Below are 12632 nucleotides of genomic sequence, written 5' to 3'. Positions count from 1 at the left end.
TCAGTATATTGATACCGGATTCTGAACGGAAAACACCAAGAAAGAGGCAAACAACATGTGGCGCAAAGAGCTTGATGAACTGGCCAAGAGAAAACAACTCGCCCATGGACTGGGAGGCGAAAAAAATATCGCCAAACAGCACGCACACGGGAAAATGACTGTACGAGAGCGCATTGACATCCTCTGCGACCAGGAGACCTTTCTGGAAAGGGGGCTTCTGGCCGGTGTGCCCACCTACGACAACCACGACCCGCATGCACTCAAAAGCCTGGTGCCCTGCCCGTTTGTCATGGGTGTCGCGAAAATCGATGGGCGCAGGGTTGCCGTTCATGGGGATGACTTTACCGTCAAAGGGGCATCGGTGGGCCGGATGTATAAAAGCAAGGGCGCCTATTTCGTTAAGATGGCCCGCTCCCTGAAACTGCCCATGGTGCGCCTGGTGGAAGGTGCCGGCGGGTCGATCAAAGAAATCCTCGAGATCGGCTACACCGAGCTCCCCAGTTCCGGCGACGAGTGTGCGCAGGACCGGGTGGAGGTGATGTCCGAAGTTCCGGTGGTGTCCGCCGGGTTCGGCTCCGTGGCGGGGCTGGGAGCCCTTTACATGGTACAAAGCCATTTCTCGGTGATGGTCAGAAATATGTGCCATGTTTTCGTAGGCGGCCCGCCTTTGGTCAAATCCGCCTTTGGAGAAGATCTCACCAAAGAGGAGTTGGGCGGGTACCTGCTGCACACACGCCAGACCGGCGTGGTGGACAACGATGCGGTCGACGAGCGAGACGCCCTGAATCAGGTGAAACGGTTTCTGTCCTATCTCCCTTCCAACGTATGGGAAATGCCCGCTCGCCATGGGGATCGGTATGATGTTCCCAACCGCCGGGAACCGGATCTGCGGTCAATCATTCCCCGAAACAAACGCAAACCCTATAACATTCGCGAACTGCTGCGCCTGGTATTGGACAGGGACTCGATTTTTGAAATCGGAAAATATCAGGGGCGCTCCCAGATTACCGCACTGGCACGCCTGAACGGGTATCCCGTCGGCGTACTGGCCAACGATCCCCGATTTTTGGGAGGGTCCTTCAATTATGATGTGGCTGAAAAATTTCAGCGTTTCATTGACATGTGCGACACCTTTCACCTTCCCATCGTCAATTTTCCCGATCAACCCGGATTTACCATCGGTTCCCAAAGCGAACTCCAAGGAACCATCCGCAAGGGTGTTCGGGCCAGTTTCGCGATGATCCAGGCCACCATCCCTATGGCGGTGATCTATATCCGCAAATGTTTTGGGGTGGCCGGTGGGGCACAGAAAAGCGGGCTCCGATTGAGTTGGCGGTATGCCTGGCCCTCGGCAGTATGGGGCAATATCCCGGTTGAGGGGGGCGTTTATGCGGCCCACCGAAGAGAAATCGAGGCGGCCGACAATCCTCGGGAATATCTTGAAAAACTACAGGACACCTATCGTGCCGTGGCCTCACCCTTCAGAACCGCAGAGGCATTCGGCATCGAGGATATCATCGACCCGGTGGAGACCCGACCGCTGCTTTGCGAGTGGGTTGAAATGGCCTACCAGATTGAAAAGGACAATCTGGGGCCCAAAAAACGTGGTATGAGATGTTAGGTGATAAAACATATTTAAAGCTTTCCGGGTTTGGGGTCTTAAATTGATCCGTGCTTTTTAAATACTATTAAGTTACAAAATGTCTCCTGAATGCCCCTTCGCTTCGAAGCCATATTATAGTTCGGAGCCACTTGTTAAAGTCGGATTCATTCCGTCCGAGCCAGTCTTGGCCGGTCAAAGAACTTTGTACTCTCAAGTAAATAAAACAGAAACAGTCGTATTGTTGTGACAGTTTATCTTCTGTATCGCAATCGGGATCTTATTTGCTCATTTTTTGGCAAAATTTCAAAGGATCATTTTGATCGCATCATATAAATGATTATATATTTTAAAGTGTTGTGGACCTCCGGTACTGCCATCGCCACCTTCTCCATAAATAAGGTCACCCCGTTATTATAGGCCGCCTCCATCGTCTGTTGATCGGGCTTTATCGTATAGGAAATCATGGGTAAGTTGGGAAATGCTTTTCGCATTTGCGACAAAGTTTCAAGACTGATTTCTCCTCCTTTTTTCCGATCCCCATATTTTTTCAGGGCGTGTTCAGGCCAATAATAATCCATGATAACAATATCGGGTTGTTCTTTTTCAACAATCTTTTTCCAGGCTTCAATTTCGCCTGTTTTAATAAGCGTGAAGGTCACTCCCAGCCTGTTATTCGGGTCCACAAGCGCCTTTTCAAGTGAAGCAACCCAGTTGTCATCCCAGACCAATTCATTCTCATCATGTACTTTTCTAAATAACTCGCTGAAAATGTCATCAAAAAATAAAATTTTTACATCCATAATTAATCCCCCTTTTGGTTAGACTCAAAGAAAGGAAAAGAAAGGTACAAGCGATACGGATTTTGGTATTTTCTAAAATTGCCGCCAAGATCTTTGATAATTCTTTTTACCTGTGGTTGCCCCCGTCCAGATACCATCTTATAGGGAAGGCCGTTGTCTTGCAAAATGATCGCAATTTGGTCTTTTTTCTTCCAAATTGTAATAGTAATCTGACCGATTATGGAGGATTCCAAATTCTTCCGGGTCTGGATGGCCCGTTGACTATTGGCAAACAGATTCTCAAAAATGGTTTCAAGCTGCTCATAACTCGTCCGGGTGATACAATTGGCAGCTATGGCGTTTTTACTTTTTAGGTTGATATCCAACTCAGGATAATGAGCCATTTTTTGACTGAAAAAAGCCCTTATCCAGGTAGGTAGATGGATATTTTTAGTACGAAACTTTAAGATATCGACTTGATCATGAAGTTCGGATAAGAGAGACTCAAGGCTGTAAAGTGAATGGGTCACCTCTTTATCCAAAAGGATTTCTGGATACTTCTTGGCCAATGCCGCTTTCAAGGCCCCGAAGCAGTAAAATCCCGGATTGTGAATACGCAAACTGATTTCAGATAAGTGATGCGTCGCCCTTTCGTTCAGCAAAAAAGATTTCAAAAGAGAGTTATAAAGCGAAAGGAACGGGTTCATGTGCAGGTAGTTCCAAAACTGAATTCGATGGGAAGCCAGATAGATGGCACCCAAGTCCTGATTGAGTATATGCAGGGGGTAAATGACATATGAGCCAATTTTATCGATACAGTCCAACAAAAATCGCTGTTCTTTTTTCTTGACCCCCGTGTAGTTCTTAACCCGATCCCGAAATCGCAACATTCTTCGATCCCGTGCTTGACCTTCAAAAGGATACGAAATGTCCGAACTGTCGGAAAGGATGCTATCGGATGAAGGAATAAAGTCAGGGAAATAGACTTCCTGGACCTCATCTCCCTGCCATGCCACCAGAGTAAGTTCGGTGGAACTGTTACGGCCTCCTCGCCGAAAAAAGGCAAATCCCAAATCCGCTGAAGAAAGAGATCGATACGGAGTTACGGCATCGGTATAGTCTACCCTCGCGTTTGAGGCGATCAGTCGGGCCATAATATTGAGCTTCTGATGGGCGATGCGAATGGCCGTGCGGTTTTTGATGTCCAGGATATAGTCCATGATCAGCGACCCGTAGCGGCTGACGAATTCCTCAACGGGCTGTTTCTCGATGTGGCCGAACGCCGTTTTCCCGCGATAGCGGCTCAATTCTATGGTGCAGAAAACGTCGTTGCCCCGTTTGATGGGCATGATCATGGTGCTGGACACGGGTTCTTTAATGGCGGCCACGTAATGGGGATCCATGGAGGGGAAAAGATCCAAAAACGGGTTGCGCCGGCCTGGTGGCGGGGTCGCCCAGATGTCCCTGGTAACCAGCGGTCTGCCCGTCTCCATTACCGTTCCGGTAAACCCCTGGGTGGGATCCAGCAAATGCAGTTTCATCTCTTTTCTCAACCAGGGGACGCCATCCTTGACGATACACACTTTTTCCACCCGGCCGCCCTTGGGCAGCAGGTTGATCTGGCCGATGTCGGCCTGAACGCCGGTCATCAGCAGATTCAACACTTCATAAGCGATCAGGTCGACGGCGTTTTCTCCCTCCGTGAGTGCCAGCATCGGCAACCGGCGAAACAGTTTTTCCGCGTCGATAAGGGGGCGCGCCGGTTCACCGGGAACGATCCGGTTGATTTCATCAGCGGGCGTCGGGATTGACGAAGGCATTGGCCTGTGGATCATAACGCACCTTAGTTTAAGATAATGTCATTGGCAAGGCCTTGAGGGGAGGCTGTATAACCCATAATGCGACGACCAATAACGCAACCCAAAAACATTATCTTGAATGCTATATTGAATGGCACCCTGGTTCTGTATGCCTCCTCCGGTCCGGTCTATGCCAAGGCGATCACTTTTTTAACCAGTTTTTCAATGCCGGCTGCGACGTCCTTGATGCCGGGACCGAGCATGTATGCGGGCGTGGTGACGATTTTATGGGTCTCGTCAACGGCGATGTCATCCACCGTGCAGAGCTGGTGCCGGACACCGATGGCGGCCATGGCGCCGATCACGCCCTCCTCGCTGCCCACGGTCAGCAAGGGCTTTTTTTCCTTGAGGGCCATGCCCACGGTGGCCGGGGCGATGCACAGGGCGCCAATGGGTTTGCCCGCTGTGATCATTGCCTCGAGCAGTTGCTGGACCTGATTGTTAACCGCACCGTCTGGCCCCTTGAAGGCGAACTCGCTCAGGTTCTTGGCCGCACCGAACCCGCCGGGCAGAATCAGGGCATCGATCTGGTCAGCGGTGACCTCGGCCAGGTTCCGGATTTCGCCCCGGGCGATGCGCGCCGACTCCACCAATACGTTGCGGGTCTCGTCGGTTTCGGCCTGGGTCAAATGGTTGATCACGTGGGCCTGGTCGATGTCCGGAGCCATGCAGACCGCCTCGGCGCCCTGCTGGTCCAGGTAGAGCAGGGTCAGCACGGCCTCGTGGATTTCGGTCCCGTCGAATACACCGCAGCCCGACAAGAGTACGCCAATTTTTTTCTTTGCCATGGTTTTCTCCTTGGTCAATTATTCCAGCCCTTCGGCCACCAGTTCGGCAATGTCGAAGGCCTTGGGCTCCTCGGTGAACTTCTTGGTGCCGTCGGTGATCATCAAGAGGCAGAAGGGGCAGGCCGTGGCAATGCGCTCGGCCCCGGTGTCCAGGGCCTCTTTGCTGCGCACCTGGTTGATGCGCGTGCCCACCTCCTCGGCCCAGTAGTTACCGCCCCCGCCGCCGCAGCAGAAACTCTCCGCCCCATGACGGGGCATCTCCACCAGCCGGCCCAGGCGGCCAATCACGTTGCGGGGGGCGTCGAAAATACGGTTGCGCCGGCCCAGGTAGCACGGGTCGTGATAGACGATGGACTGGCCGCCGGATCGGGGTACGATCTTCCCGCCGGCGATCAACTGGTCGATGAACACCGCGTGGGGGATCACCGTGTAGTTGCCGCCCATGGGCGGGTAGTGACGCGTGAAGCTGTTGTAGCAGTGCGGACACAGGGTGATGATTTTCTCAACGCCCAGGTCGTCGAACTCCTCGATATTGGTCTGGGCCAGCTCCGAGAACATGAACTCGTTGCCCATCTGCTTGGCCGGATCGCCGGTGCAGCGGGACTCTTCCAGAATACCGTAGGAGACGCCGGCCCGATCCAGGATGCGCACCATGGCCCGGGCGATCTTCTGGGCGCGTTCCTCATAGGTCACCGAACAGCCGATCCAGAGCAGGTACTCGGTCTCCCCTTTCGCAAAGATCGGCACGTCAAGATCCTTGCACCACTCCTTGGGCCCGGACCCGGTGCCGAAGAAGGGATGGGCGCGTTGCTCCAGGCTGGTCATGGCCTTGCCCATCAGCTCGGGAATGCGCGACTGCTCCATGACCAGGTTCTGGCGGAACTTGAGGATGGTTTTGGGCTGGTTGATGCAGGCCGGGCAGGCTTCCATGCAGGCCGTGCAGGTGGTGCAGGCGAACAGGGCTTCCTCGGTGATGTCGTCGATCAGATTCTCGTCTTCCACCTGCCCGTTGGTCAGGCGTTCGGCCAGGGTGACCATGACCCCCTTGGGAGAAAGGGGCTTTTCGGTACTGGCCGCCGGGCAGACCTCATGGCAACGGCCGCACCACAGGCAGGATGCATAGTCCAAAAGGCGCTTTCTGGTGAAATCGACCAGACGGGTGCAACCCAGGGTCGGCATCTCCTCGGCATCCTCGTCGTCAAAGGAGGAAAAATCCATTACGCCCATCTTACTGCCGGGCATGGGGTCGGCCAGGGCCGTATTGGTGGGTACCAACAGGATGTGCATCATGGGCGAGTAGGGGATATACGCGATGAAGAGCATGCACAGCAGGCCGTGCCCCCACCAGAGGATGCGGTGGGCCGCAAGTGCGCTGCCGGGCAGCCAGGCGGCCATGAAGTTGCCCACAAAGGCGTACGGGTCCGGACCGGTGGCAGCAATGCGGATGCCCTCCACCAGAAAGCCGGTGATGATCACGGCCATTAAAATGCCGATCTGGACGGAAAATCCGATGCGCGCTTTGGGGGTCACCAGTCTTTCCGGCGGCAGCCATCGTCTGATGAGAAAAAAGAGCAGTCCGATCAGGGCGGCAAACCCGGCCAGGTCGAGAAAAAAGGACATGAACCAGCGGTTGAAGCCGCCCTGGAACACCGGCAGGCCGAAAAGCACGTTGAGTACCACCAGTGTGGTGCCGACCCCCAACACCAGCATGCCCCAGAAAAGAAAGCCGTGGGCCACGCCGGTGAAGATCTTTTTATAAAGCTTGGCCCCCAGGATCCCCTTGGTCACCAAGGCATAGACGAACACCGGGCCGATCTTGCCGGGCAGGTCGACGGCCTTTCGCACCCGCACCTTACCCTGGCGGATGCGCAGCCAGTGTCCATAGGCGCCCCGGGCAAAGACAATCACGGCCACCAAAGCAAACAGATCGATCAGAATGCCGTAACTGATATTCCAGTAGGGGATGCGCGTCATTTATTGCTCCTCTTTGAGGGCCTGGATGAGTGCCGGAACCACTTTCTTGTAGTCCTCGACAATCCCGAAGCGGGCCCGTTTGAAGATGTTGGCGTCCTCGTCCTTGTTGACGGCCACCACGCACTTGGCATTGGCGATGCCGGCCAGGTGCTGGCTGGCGCCGGAGATGCCCACGGCCAGGTAGACCGATGGGGCCACGATATTGCCGGTCTGGCCGATCTGCAGGGTGGGTGCGGCCCAACCCTCGTCAACGGCTCCGCGGGAAGCCCCCACGGCCGCGTTCAGAATAGCGGCCATCTCCCGCAGCAGGGTAAAGTTCTCGCCGCTGCCCATGCCGCGTCCGCCGGAGACGATCACCTCGGCGTCCTCCAGGGGGATGCCTTCGCTCTTGGCGGCCTCTTCGCTGATCAGGGTGATCGTTGTGCCGGTCCCGGTCAGGGGGACGGGCGTGGTGGTACCCGCCAGGTCGGCCGGTTCGAAGTACTTGCGGCGTACGGTCAGGATGGCCGGGGCCTGGCTGATGGTAAAGGTGGCCACGGCCTTGCCACCGTAGATCGGCCGGGTGACGGTCATGTCCGCGGATGCACCGATCACCTCGGAGAGTACCGGTGCGCCCAGACGGACGCCCAAAGGACCGGCGATCTCGGTGCCCAGGGTGGTTGCCGAGAGCAGCACCAGCTGGTAGTCGCCCTCGCGGATCAGATCGACCAACGGGTCGATCAGGTTGGCGCCCACGGCCGTGTCCGTAAAGTAGGCTTTGGTGTAAGTGCCGGGGACGTCCCCGGTGCCCAGGGCGAGAATGTCCGGCGTGTCACCGAAGATGCGGCCCACGGTGACCAGTTCGCCGATCCGTTTGGTATCCATAACCTCGACGATAAGGGTTTTCATAGGTATCGCTCCTCCCGTAATTTGCTGAGCAGGGTTGTGGCGGTCTCGGCCATGTCCTCTATTGGCAGGAACTCGCAGACCGATTCCATTTTGGGAATTTCCACCGACACCTCTTTTGCGTTCATGGGCGTGCCCGGGATGCCTTCGATCTTCTCGACCGGTTTCTTCTTGGCCGCAAAGATGGCGCGCACCACGGGGATGCGGGGCACGTTCTCGGGAATGCTGGTAATGGAAAGCACGCCCTTGCCGCTGAACTGCAAATTGCGGGTGCCGTTCTCATGGGCCTGGGCGACCATCCAAAGATCCCCCTCGGATTGGATACGGCTGATCTGGGGCAGAAACTGCCAGCCGAGCATGCCGGCCAGGATGCTGTGCACCACGCCGCGATCCATGTCCGCGGACTGCTGGCCGGCAAGCACCAGGTCCACATCGCCCAGACCGTCGATGGCCATTTTGAGGTTCTCGGCAATCACGAAGGGATCGTCCGAATCGCCCATCACCAGGTGGAGGGCGTCTCCGCCCATGGCAATGGCTTTCCTGAGCACGGAAATATCCTCGGTTTTGCCGTAAGAGATGATGGTCAGTTTTGCCTTGCAGGCCTCCTTGAGTTGAACACCGGTCTCGATGGCGTTTTCGTCATAGAGTCCGATCATTCGGGTGTAGCGGCTGTGGGCGCGGCTGTCGGTGAGTTCGAAATCCGCGCTGGGCACCTCATAGTCGGGCACCACTTTGGCGAGTACGGCGATGTGCATAACAAACCCTCCTTTTCAGGGTATCCGCATTTGATGGTTGTTGCTTTGGTTTACCCGATGGCAACGGGTAAGAATGTCAAATGCTGGCATGCTGTCGATCTATAATTGATACGATCCTTCAATTGACATTGGAGCGTTGGCATTTGACATTATGCTATCGGCCTTTCCATTCCGGCGCTCTCTTCTCACTGAACGCCTGAAACCCCTCTTTTCTGTCTTCGGTATCCCGCAGGGCGCCCCAGAGCAGGTGAGAAAAGGCGATGCCGTGATCCAGGGGCATGTCCAGTCCCATGACCGCGGCCTGCTTGGCGGCCTTGACGCTCAAGGGGGCGTTGCCGGCGATGCGGGTGGCATACTTCCCGGCCAGGTCCATGAGACCTTCCGGTTCGACCACATCACTGACCAGCCCGACCCGTAAGGCCTCCTGGGCGTCGATCATCTCACCGGTGAGCAGCATCTTCATGGCCACGGCCTGGGGAATCGCCCGGGGCAGACACTGGGTGCCGTTAAGGCCCGCCAGACTGGCCACTTTGACCTCGGTGAGGCCGAACTTGGCGTTGCTTGCTGGCGATGCGCAGATCGCAGGCCAGGGCCATCTCCAGGCCGCCGCCCACGGCATAGCCGTTGATGGCGCAGATGATCGGCTTCCAGGTCTTCATGTGCGGAACGATCGGCTGGCCTTCCCGCAGCCAAATGGAAGCCATGCACTCAGATGGCGGCGGGGTTTTCTTCATGTCCGTGCCCGTGCAGAAGGACTTCTCTCCGGTACCGGTGAGAACGGCCACGCGGATGTCGTCATCGCCGCGCACTTGACCCCAGATCTCCTTGAGCTGAATGGTGGATTCGGGGTCCAGTGAGTTCATGGCCTCGGGACGGTTCAGGGTAATATAGGCTACGTGGTTTTCGATCTTGAAATCAACACCCATGATGTTCTCCTTTTGATAATGGTTGTATATCGATCCTAAAACGCTTTATTATTTTGATTGATAATCTGCTTCAAATCCTTTTTGAAAAATAAATAAAATCAGTAATAATAAATTGATAGATATGAATATGATTGTTTTTAAATAAACATACATAAAATTTCACTTATTTAATAATATTTACTGAGTCAAATTCAATCATCATTGTGACTTGTTGTCAATAGATTATTTGATAAGATTTTCAAAAAAAATGATTGATCGACGGCGAGGGGGTTGGGAAAGCGGGATATGCGGATTGAACGGATTTTTAATCCAACAGGCTTGAAAATATTAAGATTGTTCAGAAATGGGGCTATTTTGGAGTATCAGATCTTTTGAGGACTGATTAACACCGCACGGCAGAGCAATTCGCAGGCCTGGTTGAACTCTTCCATCACCGTCAGCGGGCTGAGGTTGCCGATGATAAACCAGCGAATGGCCATATGCGTGAAGGCACCCACAAACAGATTGCGGTAGATCCGGTTATTCAGATCCTGCTTGAACAAACCTTTCTGCTTGCCCTGTTCGAGGATTTCATAAAGCGGATCAAGGTAGCGCAAATACTGGGGATAGGCTTCGGTGGTGTAGAACTGCTTATTCAGCTTGACATCGTTGAGATAGACCAGCAGGAAACGGATATCGGAGAGGAAAATCAGGAAGTGGCTCCGCATGATCTGGCGCAGTTGAATCAATGGGTCGTCCGACCGGTAGGCCTCTTCCATCTCGTGCCGATAGATCTGAAATTTTTCCCTGGGAATGGAAAAAAGGAGGTCCTGCTTGTTTTTGAAGTGCTCGTAGATGGTGCCCTCGGCAACGCCGGCGCGGTTGGCAATTTCCAGGGTTGTGGATTTGTTGAAGCCTTTTTCGGCAAACACCGCTTTGGCCGCATCCCGTACCAGGTCGGCCTTGCTTGCTTTTCCGGAAGACGGGGCCTCTGCCTCGGACCGGACTTCGATCATAGTCAGAATCAGGCTCATCACGGCCTCGAAATCGGGGAGGGTCTCGGAAATCTCTCCGGCCGACAGGCACGCCAAGGACTCTTCGTCCAAAAAACCAAAGATCACGTCTCTTACCAGCAACACATTGATATCGTTTCGAAAATAATTCTCCTCGATCCCGAGGCGGAGAATGTCCACCAGAACCCGGGTATATTTTTGAAGTGTTTTGCGGCATTCGTGATTGTAGAATTCCTTGTTAGAGCGGCATTCGAGAAACAGATTCTTGTGGATACGGACATTGCCCTTATTGAAGTCGTTCATATACAGGTGGAACCATACCATCTTGCCGAGCTTGGAGACCGGCCCCATGATGCCTTCAAAGTGAAAATAGAGCTCCTTGAGCGCCAGTTTCATCTGCTCGGCGAAGGCCCAGTATAGCAAGTCCTCCTTATTCTTGAAATAGTGGTAGATGATCGAGTCGACTACGCCGGCTTCTTTGGCGATTTCGGTGATGGTCGCATCACGGAGGCCTTTTTCGGTGAAGATTGCCTGGGCCACCGCCAGAATCGCCTCTTTTTTGTTGTTTTTGTTCACAATTACTCCTTTTACACCAAAAAAATTGATTGGTCTCTCTTTTATTATTTACCCCGAGGGTTTGGCAAGCTCAATTCGGCTTGAAAGCGACGGTGCAAACCGCAATGGATCGGCGGGCCGGGCAGAAGCTCCAGATGACTTTTTATTAGAAAAAGAATTAAGCTCAAAAAATAGCAACAAATGGTTAAATTTTATTATGTTTGGATTGCTCCATGAACTTGGACGGCCATTTGTATCAGCACTCATTGACTGCCGAAACCAGCAAACCGCGTTTTGCATGCTATCTAACTTTATTTAATTAATATTTTAAAAATTATCAACGATATGGTTTACAGAATTTTCAGGTGGTTTAAGTGCGATTGCAAACACCGCCAAAACGGCCGGGTTTTTTAAAAGAGTTTGACAAATTGCTTTTTATTAACTCGAATTCTACTCAGTATGATACATTTGAACGCAGAGGAATTGAGATGGCGTGTGGATTTCAGTAAGCGCTTTCGGGAACAGAGGGGAAAAATGATTAATGGACAGATTCGTTGGTTATGCGCTGCCGGTTGGGGCATTCTCGTTTTCTGCATGACGACATTTTCTGCTGCGGCTGCCACGCTGGGGTCAAACGGGGCTACTGGTCGGGCATGTTGACCTTTGGCGACACCATTTATTTTGATGAAGCCTGTTCGTGGTCCTTCAGCGCCTTAAATGTTCAATCAAATTTCTCTTGTTGGCCATCGACAAATTCAGTAACAAGTCTTTTAGCCTCTGCGATGGGTATTGCAGCACCCATATTAAGGTTATCGTCATTAAGCATAATAGAAAAAATACCTATGATCTCGCCTTTGACATCCACTACAGGAGAACCGCTAAGCCCCGTAGCTATCTGTTTGTCAAGTCCCCCAATCTCTAAGATGATGTAGTCATCATAAAATAAGCGGTTTTTTTCAATTGAGACAGAGAGACTATTTTTAGTCTGTTCTAAGTCAGCGATTTCGTTTAAAAAAGCGTCAACCCCCATGCGGGCCAGGCTTTCGTGCATAGCCACAATTTTCCCCGCTACAGAGACAGGACATATTTCTTTGGATATATTCAGATTATAATATGAGCGCAATATACCCTTTGCTTCACTGTTCTCACAGGGCAGGAATCCGGGAATTATTATCTCATCTCCATCGCGTGAATCGGCCGTAGCAGGTGAAGAGGCGAGGGGCTCATCCCACGTATCATCCAGGGTTACCAGAGCCATATCCATACGCCAATCAATGGCATCATTCTGGAATGCTGCATTATATGCTCTGTCTCCTAAAAAAACCTTGCACTTACTGCCCCGTTTGACACCATGAGCCACAGTTGATACGATTCCTCTAACACTGTCCATCAAAATTCCGTTTCCCTGCCCTATGGGAAGGCCCCTATCGTCTTCATTAACGATTATTGCCTGATAATTCAAATTCATATGGCTTCCCCCCTTGTTTTTTAATCAATGACTACTTCCACACAGTCC

General features: G+C 53.0%; 13 protein-coding genes. 3 read left to right on the top strand and 10 right to left on the bottom strand.

The window, feature by feature from the left end:
• The first annotated feature begins 55 nt into the window (after window positions 1–55).
• The gene (locus GN112_RS00315) at window positions 56–1621 is read left to right on the top strand and encodes an acyl-CoA carboxylase subunit beta (RefSeq protein ID WP_155308386.1); all 1566 of its coding nucleotides are present in this window, start codon (window positions 56–58) and stop codon (window positions 1619–1621) included.
• A 293-nt stretch (window positions 1622–1914) separates the two neighbouring features.
• On the opposite strand, the gene GN112_RS00310 is transcribed toward GN112_RS00315, so the two are convergent.
• Window positions 1915–2403: a response regulator gene (locus GN112_RS00310; protein ID WP_155308385.1), complete on the bottom strand. Its 489-nt coding sequence runs from the start codon at window positions 2401–2403 to the stop codon at window positions 1915–1917.
• A gap of 2 nt (window positions 2404–2405) precedes the next feature.
• Window positions 2406–3923: a hypothetical protein gene (locus GN112_RS00305; RefSeq protein WP_155308384.1), complete on the bottom strand. Its 1518-nt coding sequence runs from the start codon at window positions 3921–3923 to the stop codon at window positions 2406–2408.
• Between GN112_RS00305 and GN112_RS00300 the strand changes: the two genes are divergently transcribed.
• The gene (locus tag GN112_RS00300) at window positions 3912–4193 is read left to right on the top strand and encodes a hypothetical protein (protein ID WP_155308383.1); all 282 of its coding nucleotides are present in this window, start codon (window positions 3912–3914) and stop codon (window positions 4191–4193) included. The two genes, GN112_RS00305 and GN112_RS00300, sit on opposite strands and share 12 nt — an antisense overlap.
• Before the next feature lie 176 nt (window positions 4194–4369).
• On the opposite strand, the gene elbB is transcribed toward GN112_RS00300, so the two are convergent.
• The 7 genes from elbB to GN112_RS00270 all read right to left on the bottom strand — a co-directional run bounded on the left by elbB (window position 4370) and on the right by GN112_RS00270 (window position 11137).
• Window positions 4370–5029, bottom strand: coding sequence for an isoprenoid biosynthesis glyoxalase ElbB (elbB, locus tag GN112_RS00295; protein ID WP_155308382.1), 660 nt, complete (start codon window positions 5027–5029; stop codon window positions 4370–4372).
• 18 nt (window positions 5030–5047) lie between these two features.
• Complete coding sequence (locus GN112_RS00290) at window positions 5048–7003, bottom strand: heterodisulfide reductase-related iron-sulfur binding cluster (RefSeq protein ID WP_155308381.1); 1956 nt, start codon at window positions 7001–7003, stop codon at window positions 5048–5050.
• On the bottom strand, window positions 7004–7891 hold the full coding sequence (locus GN112_RS00285) for an electron transfer flavoprotein subunit alpha/FixB family protein (protein ID WP_155308380.1): 888 nt from the start codon (window positions 7889–7891) through the stop codon (window positions 7004–7006).
• Window positions 7888–8643 (bottom strand): adenine nucleotide alpha hydrolase family protein, encoded by a 756-nt coding sequence (locus GN112_RS00280; protein WP_155308379.1) that lies wholly within the window; start codon window positions 8641–8643, stop codon window positions 7888–7890. Before GN112_RS00280 ends, GN112_RS00285 begins: the two co-directional genes overlap by 4 nt.
• A gap of 154 nt (window positions 8644–8797) precedes the next feature.
• Entirely contained in the window at window positions 8798–9172 is a 375-nt protein-coding gene (locus GN112_RS34755; protein WP_269434879.1) for an enoyl-CoA hydratase/isomerase family protein, read from the bottom strand.
• Window positions 9150–9569, bottom strand: a complete 420-nt coding sequence (locus GN112_RS34750) for an enoyl-CoA hydratase/isomerase family protein (RefSeq protein ID WP_269434878.1) — start codon at window positions 9567–9569, stop codon at window positions 9150–9152. The genes GN112_RS34755 and GN112_RS34750 overlap by 23 nt, the downstream gene beginning before the upstream one ends.
• Window positions 9570–9931: 362 nt before the next feature.
• Window positions 9932–11137, bottom strand: coding sequence for a TetR/AcrR family transcriptional regulator (locus GN112_RS00270; protein ID WP_231716899.1), 1206 nt, complete (start codon window positions 11135–11137; stop codon window positions 9932–9934).
• Here GN112_RS00270 and GN112_RS00265 point away from each other — a divergent pair.
• Window positions 11082–11435, top strand: coding sequence for a hypothetical protein (locus tag GN112_RS00265; protein ID WP_155308377.1), 354 nt, complete (start codon window positions 11082–11084; stop codon window positions 11433–11435). The two genes, GN112_RS00270 and GN112_RS00265, sit on opposite strands and share 56 nt — an antisense overlap.
• A 402-nt stretch (window positions 11436–11837) precedes the next feature.
• On the opposite strand, the gene GN112_RS00260 is transcribed toward GN112_RS00265, so the two are convergent.
• Complete coding sequence (locus GN112_RS00260; protein WP_155308376.1) at window positions 11838–12584, bottom strand: hypothetical protein; 747 nt, start codon at window positions 12582–12584, stop codon at window positions 11838–11840.
• Window positions 12585–12632: the final 48 nt, after the last annotated feature.

Source organism: Desulfosarcina ovata subsp. ovata (assembly GCF_009689005.1).
Taxonomy (GTDB): Bacteria; Desulfobacterota; Desulfobacteria; order Desulfobacterales; family Desulfosarcinaceae; genus Desulfosarcina; species Desulfosarcina ovata.
The sequence above is the reverse complement of the archived record's forward strand: the minus strand, read 5'-3'. Positions and strand labels throughout refer to the sequence as shown.